We start from the raw sequence: 15490 nt of genomic DNA on the forward strand, positions 1-15490 counted from the left end.
TGGCACACTCGTACACGTCGGTGCCCGTACTCACGTGCGCCTCCACCGATCCACTACCCATACGAAAATCGCGCGTTTCTGCGCACTTGTGCAGCACTACTCGAGGAGAACCACATGGCCCTGTTGACTATCGGAGACCAGTTCCCCGCCTACAACCTCACGGCCGTCATCGGCGGTGACCTGTCGAAGGTGAACGCACAGCAGCCCGACGACTACTTCACGACCGTCACCAGCGACGACCACGCCGGCAAGTGGCGCATCGTCTTCTTCTGGCCCAAGGACTTCACGTTCGTATGCCCCACGGAGATCGCAGCGTTCGGCAAGCTGAACGAAGAGTTCGCGGACCGTGACGCCCAGGTACTCGGCGCCTCTGTCGACAACGAGTTCGTGCACTTCCAGTGGCGGGCACAGCACGAGGATCTGAAGACCCTTCCGTTCCCCATCCTCTCCGACCTCAAGCGCGAGCTTGCAACGGCTGCAGGCGTACTCAACAACGATGGCGTCGCCGACCGCGCGACCTTCATCGTCGATCCGAACAACGAAATTCAGTTCGTTTCGGTCACTGCAGGATCCGTCGGCCGCAACGTCGACGAGGTACTCCGTGTTCTCGACGCCTTGCAGTCCGACGAGCTGTGCGCATGCAACTGGAAGAAGGGCGACCCGACCATCGATGCAGGCGAACTGCTGACGGCGAGCGTCTGACATGAGCGTCGAGAACCTGAAGAGCGCCCTGCCCGAGTATGCGAAGGATCTCAAGCTCAACCTGAGTTCCATTGCCCGATCCACGGTGCTGAACGAGCAGCAACTGTGGGGCACGCTCCTCGCTACTGCGGCCGCGACCAAGTCGCCTACGACGCTGAAGGAAATCGCCGAGGAAGCCGCGGACACTCTGTCGGCGGAGGCCTACAGCGCAGCACTCGGTGCGGCGTCCATCATGGGCATGAACAACGTCTTCTACCGCACCAAGGGGTATTTGGACGGCAAGTACGACGATCTGCGCGCCGGGCTGCGAATGAACATCATCGGCAACCCCGGTGTCGACAAGGCCGACTTCGAACTGTGGTCGTTGGCCGTGTCTGCTGTCAACGGATGCAACCACTGCCTCGAAGCGCACGAGAGGACTCTGCGTGACGAAGGCGTGGACCGCGAGAAGATCTTCGAGGCCATTCGGGCCGCGTCGATCGTCGCAGGTGTCGGTCAAGCGATCGAGATCACACGCACACTCGATGGTGTGACTGTCTGATCTTCGGACCGACGAGCCCGCATACTCGACGTACGAGTATGCGGGCTTTTTTTCGTGTGCGCGGACCATAGGACTCGAGTACATTTGCTACCCATGACCATCGAGGTATCCGTCGTTCGCGTGTTCACCGACGAGTCAGGGGAACACGGCAATGCGCTCGGCATCGTCCGCGCCGAGGATGTCGGTGAGTCCGACAGACAATCTCTCGCAACGGAACTCGGTTTCAGCGAAACTGTATTCTTCTCGTCCGACGGGTCAGCGCACGCGAGCACCCGAATCTACACCCCTGCCGTCGAATTGCCGTTCGCCGGTCATCCCACGGTGGGTCTGTCCTGGTGGCTCCGCGAGCACCGCACCGCGTTGGACACCCTCACCGTGCCCGCCGCAGAACTGCGCGTCCGCTACGAGGCAGACACGACATGGATTCGTGCGCAAGCGGCCTGGGCGCCGACGTTCACACCCCATCCGATGGGCGCCGTCGCCGATGTCCTGGCGACTGATCCTGCATCGTTCACCGACGGTCATCACTATGTGTGGGCGTGGGACGACGAGGCCGCCGGCTCGATTCGCTCCCGAATGTTCGCGCCCGCGATGGGGATCACCGAGGACGAGGCGACCGGGTCGGCGGCAGTGTGGATCACCGACGTACTCGGACGTGATCTACGGATCGAACAGGGCCGCGGATCTGTGCTTCGCACCACGCACACGCCGGAGTGGATCGAACTCGGTGGAACGGTCGCAGCGGACAAGACCATCTACGTCTGAAGCTCGCGCACGCGCCGAAGTCGCTACCGACTACGGCACATCCACCGCTATCTCGGCGCCGAGTGTCACTCCCGGTGCCAACGGAAGTCGATCTCCACTCCAGAACTTTCCGGGATCGAACCAGTTCGCCTTTTTCTTCCCGGTGAGCAGTCCCATCGAGTCATAGGTCATTGCAACGACTTCCGCGCAGTAGGCCGTCTCCAGCGCAGTCGCCGAGTGCTCGTTTCTGCGCAGACTGGGGACACGGCCTTTGAACCATCGGCCGGCGAGTGCGGCCGTCGTCGGGAACGCCGTACCGTCCATGCGGGCAATGGTGCGCATCAACGCGTCTTCTTGCTCGCGAGTCACCGCGCTTCCGAGTTGGCGCAACCAACATTGCTGCTCGTACTTCGTGGACCACTGCATCACTGCGGCGCGCAAGTCGTGCAGCTGCACACCGCGCTGAAAGTGTCCGGTCCACATGTCCTGCAACGTCTTGCCCAGCTCCGCGTGCCACATCAACGGCGGTAGATCGTCGACTACCACGGCCATGCCGACATGGTTGACCGGACTGTTGGTCAGCGTCTGGATCGCACGGTCTGCCGCCGAACGTCCTCGAAAGATCCAGATGTCACCGGTTCGAGTCGCATTCGCGGCGGTGTCCAAGGAGATTCTCGACGCTGTCATGTCGACCAGCCTAGATCGCAGTACGGTGAAGCAATGAAGCTGTGGAAGATTCTCGGACTGGCGGGTGTCGTCGGTGTTGCAGCGACGGGCGCGCTGGTGGTCAAGTCCGAGCGCACCAGGCGCGCGTACACCCCCGACGAGGTACGCGACCAGCTTCACACCCGGCATGCCGAGGCAAGGACCGCTCCCGTTACAGAACCGTCGTCTCAGCGGTCGCGCATGGCGCGCTGGAAGGACAAGTTCAGCCGAGGGCGGTGAGCATCCGCCCAGCCAGTTCCTCCACCTCGGAGTCGGTCATCACGAATGCCGGCGAGATCTGCATGGCTCCCTGACCCGCAGCCCGACCTGATACGCCGTGCTTGCGGAGGGTGCCGACGAACGGCAGCGCCTCTGCCGGATCGTTCAGCTGTACGGCAGCGACCGCGCCGAGGCCACTGCGGACCTCCTGCACGCGAGGGTGTTCGGCGAGCGGCGCGAAGTGAGTGTGCAGCGAAGCCTCCAACCTGGCCGATTCCTGCAGCAGGTTCTCGCGTTCGATGATGTCGAGGTTTGCCATCGCTGCTGCCGCGGCGCCGGCGTGGCCGCCGTAGGTGTAACCGTGACGCCACCAGACACCACCCGCGAAGAACGGCTCGGCGATGTGCGGTGCGATGAACACGGCACCCATCGGAACGTATCCCGAGGTAAGACCCTTTGCGGTCGTCATCAAATCGGGCTGCAGGTCGAACCTGCTCGACGCGAACCACGACCCACCGATTCGGCCGAATCCGGTCACGACCTCGTCGGCGACGAACAGCACATCGTGGTCGCGGCAGATCTGCCGGACTTCCTGCAGATAGCCTTCCGGAGGCAGATACACCCCGCCCGCACCGATGATGGGCTCACAGAAGAAGGCGGCGATCTTGTCCGCACCGACCTCCTCGATCAATGCGAGCAAGCTCTTTGCATCGTCCCACGTGACAGTCCGCGCGTCCGACATCAACGTGCCGTAGTTCTCGCGGTTTACCGCGATGCCTGCCAGCGCGGTTCCGGCGACATGCATTCCGTGATACGCCTTCTGACGACCGACGATCAACGTCTTGTCCGGCTTGCCCGCCTCGTGCCAGTACCGCCGAGCCAACTTCGCGGCAGTGTCGATGGAGTCCGAACCGCCCGAGGTGAAGAAGATCTTGCTCCCGGCGACCGGTGCGATCTCGCCGAGCCGCTCGGCGAGAGCCAGGGTCGTCTCCGGCACGAAGTCACCGAAGTTCGAATAGTGTGCCAGCGAGGAAAGTTGGGCCGCCACCGCGTCGGCGATCTCGGAACGTCCGTGCCCGACATTGGTGAACCACAGACCAGCTGTGGCATCGAGATACCGGTTGCCCTCGCGATCGAAGATGTAGGCGCCGTCGCCGCGCGAGACGACGAACGGGCCGTTCTTGCTCACCGCGCCCATATCGGCGAAACCGTGCCACAGCGCGGAGTGTGTGGATTCGTACGTCGGCTCTGGCACAGAAGACATGCGCCAGAGCTTAGTCACTCGGCTTCGGCCGATGCCTCCCCGTATCGCCATTTGTTGCCGAGCCGCCCGATTGCGTTCACCGCGAGCGCCATGAGCACGAACGCGACCGTGAGAACGACGAGGCCGATCACCAGTGCGACATAGCCCTGACTCCGTGGGTCGAGGAACGGGTAGGGATACCAGTCGACGATCGGTCCGCGGATCAAGGTGTAGACCCCGTAGACGACCGGGAAGGTCAACCACACCAGCGACTGTGACTCCGCGATCCGCTGACGTGCGGGAACGACGATCCAATCGAGGAAGATCACGACGGGCATGATTCGGTGGACGACGTCGTTGGTCCACTGCCCCGCGATCCCGACCTCGATGTTGGACAGCAGCACCGCATAGATGATCCCGGTGATGACCATGTACAGGGTGACGGCCCCGCGGAACAGCTGCCAACGCATCCCGCGTGGATCCACGAGGCCACCGACACCGAGCACGACGACCGTCAGCACGTTGCTCAGCACAGTGAAATAGCTGAAGTAGTTGACCACCGAGAACGTCGGGTCGCTCGCACCGTCGTGGAGGATGAAGCCGAGCGTGACAGCGGTGAGGACGGCGAACGCGACCCTCGCAACCCTGATCGGAACGCTCGTGGGCTCCTCGGTGGATCGGACGGACTCGACAGCCATAGTGGATTTTTGCACAGCGGAGGCCGATCGCACGTGATCCCGACAGTGCCGGCGTCGCCCGCGCTGGATAAACTGTTCGAAGAATGTCTACTTCAACGGCCTCGGAACTTCGCCGATCACTGCTTGCTCGCTTGTCCGGAGTATCGATCCGTGACGAGCACAGATTGCGTCGACGGCTCGACCGGGCACGTACCCCCGATCAGCTCGCGGCAGTCGAGAACGATGTCACGAGCGCAGAGAGCACCGTTGCTCATCGCCGCAGCTGCGTACCGAGGATCGAATACCCGGAAACACTCCCGGTCAGCCTGCGGAAATCCGATATCGCGGACGCAATCGAGAACAACCAGGTCGTGATCGTCGCAGGTGAGACCGGTTCGGGAAAGACGACGCAGATACCCAAGATCTGTCTCGAACTCGGACGCGGAATCCGCGGCTCCATCGGCCACACTCAGCCTCGCAGGCTTGCTGCCCGAACGGTCGCCGAACGCATCGCCGAGGAAGTCGGCGAGAGCATCGGCGAATCCGTCGGATACAAGGTTCGCTTCACCGACCAATCGTCGGAATCCACTCTCGTCAAGCTGATGACCGACGGAATCCTGCTCGCCGAGATCCAGCGCGACCGCATGCTCAGGCAGTACGACACGCTGATCATCGACGAGGCGCACGAACGCAGCCTCAACATCGACTTCATCCTGGGATACCTAGCACAGCTGCTCCCCCGCCGACCCGACCTCAAGGTGATCATCACCTCGGCGACGATCGATCCCGAGCGCTTCGCCACACACTTCGCCCGCGATGGCGTCCCCGCTCCGATCATCGAGGTGTCGGGACGAACGTTCCCGGTCGAGATGCGCTACCGCCCACTGTCGGTCGATGTCGGCGACACCACGATCGATCTCGACCCGGTCGACGCCACCTGCGACGCGGTCGCCGAGCTGATCGGCGAGGGCGACGGCGACATCCTCGTGTTCCTGTCCGGCGAGCGAGAAATTCGCGATACGGCAGATGCTTTGCGTGACAGGCAACTTCGCGGTACCGAGATCGTTCCGCTGTATGCGCGACTGTCAGCCGCCGAGCAGCACCGCGTGTTCACCGCACACACCGGTCGCCGAGTCGTCCTGTCCACCAACGTCGCCGAGACATCGCTGACGGTCCCTGGAATTCGGTACGTAGTCGACCCGGGGACGGCACGTATCTCGAGGTATTCGTTGCGGACGAAAGTGCAACGCCTGCCCATCGAGCCGATATCTCAAGCCTCGGCCCGCCAGCGTGCCGGTCGATGCGGTCGCGTCGCGGATGGCATTTGTATTCGCTTGTATTCGGAGGAGGACTTCTCGTCGCGTCCTCAGTTCACCGAGCCCGAGATTCTGCGCACCAATCTCGCCTCGGTCATCCTGCAGATGACGGCACTGGGGCTCGGCAAGATTCAGCAGTTTCCGTTCGTGGAACCGCCCGACCCACGGAGCATCCGCGACGGAATCGGCTTGCTCGAAGAACTGGGTGCGGTGAAGCCGGCGACGAAGGACGGCGAATCGGAGTTGACACCGATCGGTCGGGAGCTGGCGTCACTTCCCGTCGACCCGAGGATGGCTCGAATGCTCGTCGAAGCCAACAACACCGGGGCGCTCGCCGACGCCCTCGTCGTCGTGTCGGCCCTGTCCATCCAGGACGTCAGGGAACGTCCCGTCGAGCATCAGCAGGCAGCCGACGAGAAGCACGCCCGTTTCGCCGTCGAGAACTCGGACTTCCTGGCCTACGTGGAGCTGTGGAAATACCTGCGCGAGCAACGCAACGACCTCTCGTCCAACCAATTCCGCCGAATGTGTCGCAACGAATACCTGCACTACCTCCGCATCCGCGAATGGCAGGACCTGCATGGTCAGCTCCGCCAGATCACCCGCGGATTGGGCTGGACTATTCCGGACTCGCCGACCACGCCGGTCGCGCTGCACCAGGCTCTGCTGTCCGGACTGCTCTCTCACATCGGGCTGCGAGAAGGAGACAAACGTGAATTCCTCGGAGCGCGTGGGACTCATTTCGCGGTGTTCCCTGGATCCGGACTCTTCAAGAAGCCGCCACGTTGGGTGATGGCAGCAGAACTGGTCGAGACCGGCCGCCTCTGGGGACGGATGGCGGCCAGAATCGAACCGGAGTGGGCGGAACACCTCGCACCGCATCTGGTCAAGCGCACATACTCGGAGCCTCACTGGTCCGTCAAACGCCAGTCGGCCATGGCATACGAACGGGTGACCCTCTACGGCATTCCACTCGTCACCGGAAGGCCGGCGAACTATCACACCATCGACGCCGAGGCCTCGCGTGAATTGTTCATCAGACATGCTCTCGTGCAGGGCGAGTGGAAGACTCAACACCCATTCTTCCACCGCAATCGCGAGTTACTCGACGACGTCGGCGAGCTCGAGAACCGGGCGAGACGACGCGACATCGTGGTGGACGACGACGCCCTGTTCGACTTCTACGACGCACGCATCGGCGCGGAGGCCGTGTCGGCGCGCCACTTCGACACTTGGTGGAAGAAGACCAGGCGGACCAAGCCCGATCTGCTCGACTTCACCGCAGCCACTGTCGTCAACCCCGATGCCGCATCGGTACTCGGGGGCGACTACCCCGACGCGTGGCGTCAAGGCGACATCCAGTTCCCACTCACCTATCAGTTCGAACCGGGTGCGGCTGCCGACGGTGTGACCGCGCGGATTCCGATCGCGCTGCTCGCCCAAGTTCAGCCGGTCGGCTTCGATTGGCTCGTCCCAGGCATGCGATCGGAACTCGTGTCGACGCTGATCAAGTTGCTCCCCAAGGCGCAGCGGCGAAATGTCGTCCCTGCACCGGACTTCGCTGCGGCGGCGCTGGCAGCAATGACGCCTCGCTCCGAACCGGTGACGACCGCGCTGGCGCGCGAGCTGTCGCGCCTCGGCTCGTGCCGAATAGACCCGAACGACTTCGACGTCGACGGACTGCCCGCACACCTGAAGATGACCTTCGTTGCAGTCGACACCGATGGACAGCAACTCGGGTCCGCCAAGGATCTCGTGGAGCTGCGAAAAGCGCTGGCGCCCAGGGTCACGCGCGAAGTGGCCAGCGCGGTCGGCGCCGCGGAACGTGCTCCGGCGTTGGCATGGACGTCGTCGAGTCTCGGCACACTGGACGAGACGGTCACCAAGTCCGTCGGAGGACAGACGGTGACGGGGTATCCGGCGTTGGTGAAGGAGAACGGAGGCATCGCAGTCCGCGTCCTGAGCACCCCAGCAAGCCAGCGTGCCGCGATGCGCGACGGCACCCGTGCGCTGCTACTCCACTCGGCGCCGCGAGGAACGAAGGCCTTGATTGCCGGCATTCCGACTCGTGAGCGGCTGGCGCTCGGCCTGAATCCGTACGGCAGCCTCGACGATTTGCTCGAGGACTGCCGCACCACAGCGGCCGACGAGTCGATGGACGCACACGGCGGACCTGTCCGGTCACCGGAGAAGTTCGCAGCACTGTCGAAGGCCGTCAATGCCGATATCACCGAACGCACATCGAAAATACTTGCCCTCGTCCGACCGATCCTGATCGAAGCACTCGGCCTACGTGCCGTACTGGACACGGCGCAGGGCGACGCTGCCGACGATGTGCGCGAGCAACTGGCCGGGCTGGTCTTCGACGGGTTCGTGTTCGAATTCGGCTCGCTGCGACTGGCGGAAATTCCGCGCTATCTGAAAGCCGCGTCTGTGCGGCTGAACGCGTTACCGAGTAGCGCAGGCCGCGACGACGCAGGCATGGATGTTCTGGACCGAGTGTACGAAGCCTACGATCGGTTGCTGAAATCGCTGCCGGAGTCGCGGCTCCACACCAAACCAGTTCTCGACATCTTCTGGATGATCGAGGAGCTGCGGGTAGGGCTGTTCGCCCAGAGCATTCGCACTGCTTACCCGGTCTCGGAGAAACGAGTACTCAAGGCCATCGACAGTGCAGGCCGGAACTGAGCAGGCCAGTACTAGTCGACCGACGACGACTCGCGGTGCGCCCGAAGATCTTGGATTTCCTTCTCGAAGTCTTCGGCGGAACTGAATGATCGGTACACGGACGCGAATCTGAGGTAGGCGACCTCGTCGAGGTCCCGCAACGGCCCGAGGATTGCCAATCCCACCTCGTGGCTAGGGATCTCCGCAGAACCGGACGCACGAACTGCATCTTCGACCTGCTGAGACAGAAGGTTCAACGCGTCGTTGTCCACGTCGCGGCCCTGGCACGCCCGCCGGACACCCTTGACGACCTTGTCTCGTGAGAACGGTTCCGTCACGCCGCTGCGCTTGACGACTGCAAGAACCGCCGTTTCGACGGTGGTGAATCGGCGGCCGCATTCCGGACACGATCGCCGTCGACGGATGGCCTGCCCCTCGTCGGCTTCGCGCGAGTCCACCACGCGAGAGTCCGGATGCCTGCAGAACGGGCAATGCATGTGTGCGCCTCCGTCGTAGCCGTCGCACCCTTCCCGACCACTCCCGAGAGGTGCAGGCTTCGAGGATACTCGGAGCGTCACGTAGACAACTCGATCGCCCGACAAGCGAGGCGCCTGACGCGACGGAGCGACCGCCTGAGTCGCCACGAACGTCGACTACGGCTGGGCCGGAACAGTGAGCTGCTGCCCCTGTTCGATTGTCGTGACAGCAGGTGTGGACGCCGACTCGAGCGAAGCCGCGCGAAGGTTCGCCACCGCGACGAAGCCCAGAATCACCAGCGCGGTGGCCAGGACGCCGACCACCATTGCGGCCCACGAGATCTTTTCTTCGCGGTGCGCCCGGTCCACGCAGACACCGGCGGACCCATGGGAACCGCCCTGCGGGGCAGTGCCCCGTACGTAGCGCCGACGCTCGTGCGTTGCGCGGCGGCTGGTGCGCACAGGCGGGGCTGTTTTGGGGCGCTGGGCTGTCATGGGGCGCTGGGCTGTCATGGGGCGCTGGGCTGTCATGGGTCGCGGGGTTGTCATGGGGCGCTGATCGGTCAAGATAGTCATCGGAACCTCCGTGGTGTCGAACGCGATCGAACCCGTTATTCGATCAGGCGTTCGATGAACGCTTGTTCGAAGTTCTATCACGCGACTCCGACAAAGTCAGCAGAAAACGCGACACGGATCGAACAGATGTTTGATCACGAGGCATTTTCGGGTTAGATTCGTGTCAGAAACCACACGTCACATCCACCCCACGCGTTCGAACGGTCGAATGAACAGCCGTTGCACATCATCGAGACCGTGTCGAACGCGCGTACGACGCAGGAGGACGCACGAATGAAGGACGAGACCTCGTCAGGGTCGGCGAAATCGACAGCCAAGTCGACAACCAAGCCTGCCGGCAAACCGGCCGCTGTCCCGACCGCGAAAGCGTTCGAGGGCGAAGGCACCGATATCAATGCGGGCCTGACCGAACGTCAGCGCAAGGTCCTCGAAGTCATTCGGGCGTCGGTCACCGAGCGTGGATATCCACCTAGCATTCGCGAGATCGGCGACGCGGTCGGTCTCACTTCTACCTCGTCGGTGGCACACCAGCTGCGGACCCTGGAACGCAAAGGATTCCTTCGTCGCGATCCGAATCGGCCGCGTGCGGTAGACGTCCGCGGACTCGACGAGGTTCAGGCCGACCATGCGGCTGCTGTCGCCGAAGGCTCGGCCCCGGAGGGAGATCAGCTACCGACGCCGACTTTCGTGCCGGTGCTGGGAAGAATCGCAGCCGGTGGGCCGATTCTCGCCGAGGAAGCCGTCGAGGATGTGTTTCCACTCCCCCGCGAGCTCGTCGGGCAGGGTTCGTTGTTCCTGCTCAAAGTAGTCGGCGAGTCGATGATCGAGGCAGCCATCTGCGACGGCGATTGGGTGGTCGTCCGACAGCAGAGCGTCGCCGACAACGGCGACATCGTGGCCGCGATGATCGACGGAGAAGCCACGGTGAAGACCTTCAAGCGCACCAAGGGCGACGTGTGGCTGATGCCGCACAACCCACTGTTCGAACCGATTCCAGGAAACGACGCCGCCATCCTCGGCAAAGTCGTCACGGTGATGCGCAAACTCTGACCTGAAACTCCGAACGGCCCGCAACCACAAGGGTTGCGGGCCGTTCCATGAAGTATCGAAGTTACAGATCCAGTCCTCGCCCGATGATTTCCTTCATGATCTCGGTTGTTCCACCGTAGATCGTCTGCACACGAGAATCCATGTACGCCTTGGCAATCGGGTACTCCTTCATGTAACCGTAGCCACCGTGCAACTGCAGGCACCGATCGATGAGCCTGACCTGGTTTTCGGTAGTCCACCATTTCGCCATTGCGGCTTCCTGGACCGTGAGCGTTCCGGCGTTGAGTAGTTCGATGAACTTGTCGACCATGATTCTGGTGGCCGTGGTCTCGGTCGCGAGTTCTGCGAGGACGAACCGAGTGTTCTGGAACTTGCCGATCGACTTTCCGAAAGCCTTGCGGTCTCGGCAGTACTGGATTGTCATGTCCAGTGCGGACTCCATGGCTGCGGCGGCGACCACCGCGATGGACAGCCTTTCCTGCGGCAGGTTCTGCATCAGGTAGATGAACCCCATGCCTTCGTCACCGAGGAGGTTCGCAGCGGGAACTCGCACGTCGGTGAAGCTGAGTTCGGCGGTGTCTTGCGCTTTCATGCCGAGCTTGTCGAGATTACGACCTCGCTCGAAACCGGGCATGTCGCGCTCGACGACGAGGAGGCTGAAGCCCTGGGCGCCCTTCTCGGGGTCGGTGCATGCGACGACGATGATGAGATCGGCATTGATGCCGTTGGTGATGAAGGTCTTGGAGCCGTTGAGGACCCATTCGTCGCCGTCACGCACCGCACGAGTCTTGATGCCCTGCAGGTCGCTACCGGTGCCTGGCTCGGTCATGGCAATTGCCGTGATCAGTTCGCCCGAGCAGAACCCGGGTAGCCATCGCTGCTTCTGCTCGTCGTTCGTCAGGTCGATGAGGTACGGCGCGACGACGTCGTTGTGCAGGGTGAACCCGATTCCGCTGTACCCGCCACGGGTCGTCTCTTCGGTCAAGATGGCGTTGTAGCGGAAGTCTTTGACCCCGCCGCCGCCGTACTCCTCGGGAACCGCGGTTCCGAGGAATCCCTGCTTGCCTGCTTCGACCCAGACGTCGCGGTCGACGATGTTCTGCTCTTCCCACCGCGCGTGATTCGGAGCGACATGCTGGTCGAGGAATTTGCGGTACGACTCACGGAAGAGATCGTGCTCCGGTTCGAACAGTGTGCGGTCCACTAGCTTCACTCCTTCGATGCTGTCCAGTACGAGAACTGGCATTAGGAGAAGCCTACGACCGTCCTGCGGGCCTGGTCGATGACCGAGCCGTGCGTGATCGGTGACCGAACTAACGAGCGGTTCGACGGTTCAGGGCGCGCATCACCGGATACCCGACGAGGATTCCCACCGAACCCCACGCGATTCCGCCGAGTTCGACCGAACCGATCGTCAGAGTCAGGTCACCGATTCCGGCCACCAGCGCAGCAGCGACGACAGTGAGGTTCACCGGATCGGTGAAATCCACCGTGCTGTCGGTCCAGATACGCACACCCAGCAGACCGATCAGGCCGTAGAGAACCAGCGTCGCTCCGCCGATAACCCCGTCGGGCACCGTAAACACCAAGGCACCGAACTTCGGCGAGAAAGCAAGCACGATGGCCGTCGCAGCAGCGACCCAGTACGCGGCCGTCGAGTAGACCCTGGTCGCCGCCATGACCCCGATGTTCTCGGCGTAGGTGGTCGTACCCGATCCGCCTGCGGCGCCGGCGAGCGTCGTGGCCAAACCGTCGGCGATGAGTGCATCCCCGGCAAGGTCGTCGAGCGACTTACCGGTCATCGCCGAGACTGCCTTGACGTGACCGACGTTCTCCGCGACGAGGACGATCACCACCGGCAATGCGATGAGTACGACGGACAGTTCGAACGTCGGGCCGCGGAACTCCGGAATCCCGATCCACGAGGCCGCCCGCATCGCGTCGAGCTTGGCCGGGTCGATCTGTCCGATCACGGCGGCGAAGACCCAGCCGAGGATCACACCGACGAGGATTCCGAGACGCCCGAGCAATCCGGGTCCGGCGACCGTCGCCACCAGAATCGCGAGCAACGTGACGACGGCAACCAATGGCTGGGCCTCGAACGACGACGTTGCGGCGGGAGCCAGATTGAGTCCGATGAGGACCACGACTGCACCCGTGACGACCGGCGGCATGACGGCTTCGATGACCCGTCCGCCGGCGAACTTCACGATGAAGCCCACCGCTGCGAGCACGATTCCGACGGACATCACCGCGCCGAGCTGTGCGGCCGGGCCGTCTGCCTGCGCCGCGCTCAACGGCGCGATGAACGCGAACGACGATCCGAGATAGCTCGGAATTCGGCCTCGCGTGATGATCAGAAAGAGCGCGGTTCCGATGCCCGAGAACAGCAACGTGGTGGTGACCGGAAACCCGGTGACCGTCGGCACGAGCAGTGTTGCACCGAACATGGCGATGACATGCTGCATGCCGATCCCGATTGTGCGCGGCCAAGTCAACCGCTCGTCGGGTGCAACCACTGCGCCCGCAGCGGGCGTTCTACCGTCCCCATGCAGGGTCCATCCGAAGTTTCGACTCACAAGGAAACGATCCTAGTGCGCAGTCAAATCCTTACCGCGGTCAGTTCAATACAGCGGCCGCGGCTGCGCGCGCAGCTGCCGAGCTGTCCGTCTTCAGGGTCGCAGCGGCAGCTTCTCTGCACTGTGCCAGTGTCACCGACGACAGCTTCGCTCCGACATGAGCCACTGCCGCCGAGGCCGCCGACAGGGAGGTGACGCCGAGGCCGACGAGCACGCAGGCCAACAGCGGGTCAGCGGCTGCCTCTCCGCATACTCCGACCGGCTTTCCGGCCGCGGCGCCCGCCTTGGCAGTGTGGGCCACGAGCGCTATGACGGCCGGTTGCCAGGGATCGGTCAACGATGCGAGCTGCGAGGACATCCGGTCGGCCGCCATCGTGTACTGCGCAAGGTCGTTCGTGCCGATCGACAAGAAGTCGACATGCTCGAGGATGTGCTCGGCCAGCAGCGCGGCGGCCGGAATCTCGATCATGACCCCGGGCTTCAAACCGCGCGCCCGCGCATCGGCGGCGAACGCTGCGGCTTCCGCCGCGGTAGCGATCATGGGCGCCATCACCCACGGAGACGACCCGGTTGCTGCAGCGGCGGCGGCGATGCCGTCGAGTTGGCGGTACAGAATTCCTCTGTCCTGCTCGGCAATTCGGATTCCGCGGATCCCCAACGCTGGATTCGCCTCGTCTGCGTGATTGGCAAACCGCAGCGGCTTGTCCGATCCTGCATCGAGGGTGCGCACGACGACCTTGTGTCCGTCGAACGCCTCGAGAACTTGCCCGTAGATCTCAGCCTGCTCGTCGACGGTCGGCTCGACATCTCGGTCGAGGAAGCAGAGTTCGGTGCGGAACAGTCCAATTCCAGTGGCGGCAGTCTTGCGGGCGGCTCGCGCACCGGCTCCGTCCTGGACGTTGGCGAGAATGTCGACTGCGTGACCGTCGGACGTCGAACCCGGCCCGGTCCACCGAGACACGCGATCCAATTCGGCGCGGGCCGTGTCGACGGCGTCCGCGGCAAGTCCGGCGTCCGGCTCGAGGACGATGTCCCCGGTGATTCCGTCGACGACCGCCGACGTTCCCTCGTGCACGTCGTCGAGGCCGGCGACGGCGACCACGCACGGTATCCCCAACTGACGGGCGATGATCGCGGTGTGACTCGTCGGTCCGCCCAACGACGTCGCGAGCCCGACCACGAGGCTCGGATCGAGGCCGGCAGTATCGGCCGGAGCGAGATCGTCGGCGAACAACACCGACGGAACGGTCGGTGTCGGCACGCCTGGTTCGGGCACTCCGAGAATCTCGGCGATCACACGGTCGCGGATGTCACGCAGGTCCGTCACGCGCTCGGCCATCAGACCGCCCAGCTTCTGGAACATTGCCGCGAACTTCTCCGTGGCAGCATCCGTCGCAGACGTTGCCGGGGTCCCGGCGGCAATCAGCTTCTCCGCTGCTTTGAGCCAACCGCGGTCTTGCGCCATCGCGGCATTCGCCGACAGCACTTCGGACGCCGCACCGGTGGCAAGCTCTGCCCGACCACGTAGACGGCCTGCAACTACCGACGCCGCCTCCCGAAACCGTTCCAGTTCGGTGCCACGGGCAGCCTCGTCGACGACAGAGGTGTCGACCGGTACGTCGGGACGGCGGCCGGGCCTGATGACCGGGCCGAAGCCGATCCCAGGTACGACAGGAGTGCCGCGCAGCACCGCCGCCCCGGACAGTGGCGTCCCGGTCCCCTGCATCTCCGCTCGAAGCGATCCCGTCATGCGTCCTCCTGGAACTCGAATGTGGTGTCAGCCCGACTGTGATCCTCTGACTGAAATGAAACTGTTGTGACCGAGATTACTCTTTGCTCTTGACATGTCAACAGATACGGGCGTAAAACAACATAAACCAACATGAAATGGGCCGGGAGCGCAGCCTGCGGAGTGACCAGGGTGGGCAGGAGCGCAGCCCGCGGAGTGACCAGGGTGGGCAGGAGCGCAGCCCGCGGAGTGACCAGGGTGGGCAG

Annotated in this window: 14 protein-coding genes; 6 read left to right on the top strand and 8 right to left on the bottom strand. The window is 63.5% G+C overall.

The window, feature by feature from the left end:
* Nucleotides 1-114 precede the first annotated feature (114 nt).
* From ACODSO_RS19970 to ACODSO_RS19980, 3 genes are all read left to right on the top strand, one after another.
* Entirely contained in the window at nt 115-702 is a 588-nt protein-coding gene (locus ACODSO_RS19970) for a peroxiredoxin (RefSeq protein WP_068375837.1), read from the top strand.
* A 1-nt stretch (nt 703) separates the two neighbouring features.
* Nucleotides 704-1243, top strand: coding sequence for an alkyl hydroperoxide reductase (locus tag ACODSO_RS19975; RefSeq protein WP_068375834.1), 540 nt, complete (start codon nt 704-706; stop codon nt 1241-1243).
* 93 nt (nt 1244-1336) lie between these two features.
* On the top strand, nt 1337-2008 hold the full coding sequence (locus tag ACODSO_RS19980; RefSeq protein ID WP_068375832.1) for a PhzF family phenazine biosynthesis protein: 672 nt from the start codon (nt 1337-1339) through the stop codon (nt 2006-2008).
* A gap of 30 nt (nt 2009-2038) precedes the next feature.
* Here ACODSO_RS19980 and ACODSO_RS19985 read toward each other — a convergent pair whose 3' ends face one another.
* Nucleotides 2039-2674 (bottom strand): C40 family peptidase, encoded by a 636-nt coding sequence (locus ACODSO_RS19985; protein ID WP_068375830.1) that lies wholly within the window; start codon nt 2672-2674, stop codon nt 2039-2041.
* Nucleotides 2675-2707: 33 nt separating this feature from the next.
* Between ACODSO_RS19985 and ACODSO_RS19990 the strand changes: the two genes are divergently transcribed.
* Complete coding sequence (locus ACODSO_RS19990; RefSeq protein ID WP_068375828.1) at nt 2708-2932, top strand: hypothetical protein; 225 nt, start codon at nt 2708-2710, stop codon at nt 2930-2932.
* Here the strand turns inward: ACODSO_RS19990 and ACODSO_RS19995 are convergent.
* Together ACODSO_RS19995 and ACODSO_RS20000 are read right to left on the bottom strand one after the other, a co-directional pair.
* A complete protein-coding gene (locus ACODSO_RS19995) occupies nt 2916-4175 on the bottom strand; it encodes an aminotransferase family protein (RefSeq protein ID WP_068375826.1) in 1260 nt (419 codons plus the stop codon). The genes ACODSO_RS19990 and ACODSO_RS19995 overlap by 17 nt on opposite strands.
* A 14-nt stretch (nt 4176-4189) precedes the next feature.
* Complete coding sequence (locus ACODSO_RS20000; RefSeq protein WP_489038480.1) at nt 4190-4852, bottom strand: Pr6Pr family membrane protein; 663 nt, start codon at nt 4850-4852, stop codon at nt 4190-4192.
* An 83-nt stretch (nt 4853-4935) separates the two neighbouring features.
* On the opposite strand from ACODSO_RS20000, the gene hrpA reads away from it, so the two are divergent.
* On the top strand, nt 4936-8835 hold the full coding sequence (hrpA, locus tag ACODSO_RS20005) for an ATP-dependent RNA helicase HrpA (RefSeq protein WP_489038481.1): 3900 nt from the start codon (nt 4936-4938) through the stop codon (nt 8833-8835).
* A gap of 11 nt (nt 8836-8846) precedes the next feature.
* Here hrpA and nrdR read toward each other — a convergent pair whose 3' ends face one another.
* Both nrdR and ACODSO_RS20015 read right to left on the bottom strand, forming a co-directional pair.
* Nucleotides 8847-9311: a transcriptional regulator NrdR gene (gene nrdR, locus ACODSO_RS20010; RefSeq protein ID WP_068375850.1), complete on the bottom strand. Its 465-nt coding sequence runs from the start codon at nt 9309-9311 to the stop codon at nt 8847-8849.
* Nucleotides 9312-9467: 156 nt separating this feature from the next.
* The gene (locus ACODSO_RS20015) at nt 9468-9866 is read right to left on the bottom strand and encodes a hypothetical protein (RefSeq protein ID WP_489038482.1); all 399 of its coding nucleotides are present in this window, start codon (nt 9864-9866) and stop codon (nt 9468-9470) included.
* A gap of 273 nt (nt 9867-10139) precedes the next feature.
* Here ACODSO_RS20015 and lexA point away from each other — a divergent pair, with 273 nt between their 5' ends.
* Nucleotides 10140-10916 (top strand): transcriptional repressor LexA, encoded by a 777-nt coding sequence (gene lexA / locus ACODSO_RS20020; RefSeq protein WP_489038487.1) that lies wholly within the window; start codon nt 10140-10142, stop codon nt 10914-10916.
* Between the two features lie 61 nt (nt 10917-10977).
* On the opposite strand, the gene ACODSO_RS20025 is transcribed toward lexA, so the two are convergent.
* The 3 genes from ACODSO_RS20025 to ptsP form a co-directional block, all read right to left on the bottom strand.
* The gene (locus ACODSO_RS20025; protein ID WP_489038488.1) at nt 10978-12120 is read right to left on the bottom strand and encodes an acyl-CoA dehydrogenase family protein; all 1143 of its coding nucleotides are present in this window, start codon (nt 12118-12120) and stop codon (nt 10978-10980) included.
* A 109-nt stretch (nt 12121-12229) separates the two neighbouring features.
* A complete protein-coding gene (locus ACODSO_RS20030) occupies nt 12230-13495 on the bottom strand; it encodes a uracil-xanthine permease family protein (RefSeq protein WP_489038483.1) in 1266 nt (421 codons plus the stop codon).
* 40 nt (nt 13496-13535) lie between these two features.
* Nucleotides 13536-15245 (bottom strand): phosphoenolpyruvate--protein phosphotransferase, encoded by a 1710-nt coding sequence (ptsP, locus tag ACODSO_RS20035; RefSeq protein ID WP_489038484.1) that lies wholly within the window; start codon nt 15243-15245, stop codon nt 13536-13538.
* Nucleotides 15246-15490 lie beyond the last annotated feature (245 nt).

It is taken from the genome of Rhodococcus sp. FG69 (assembly GCF_057808915.1).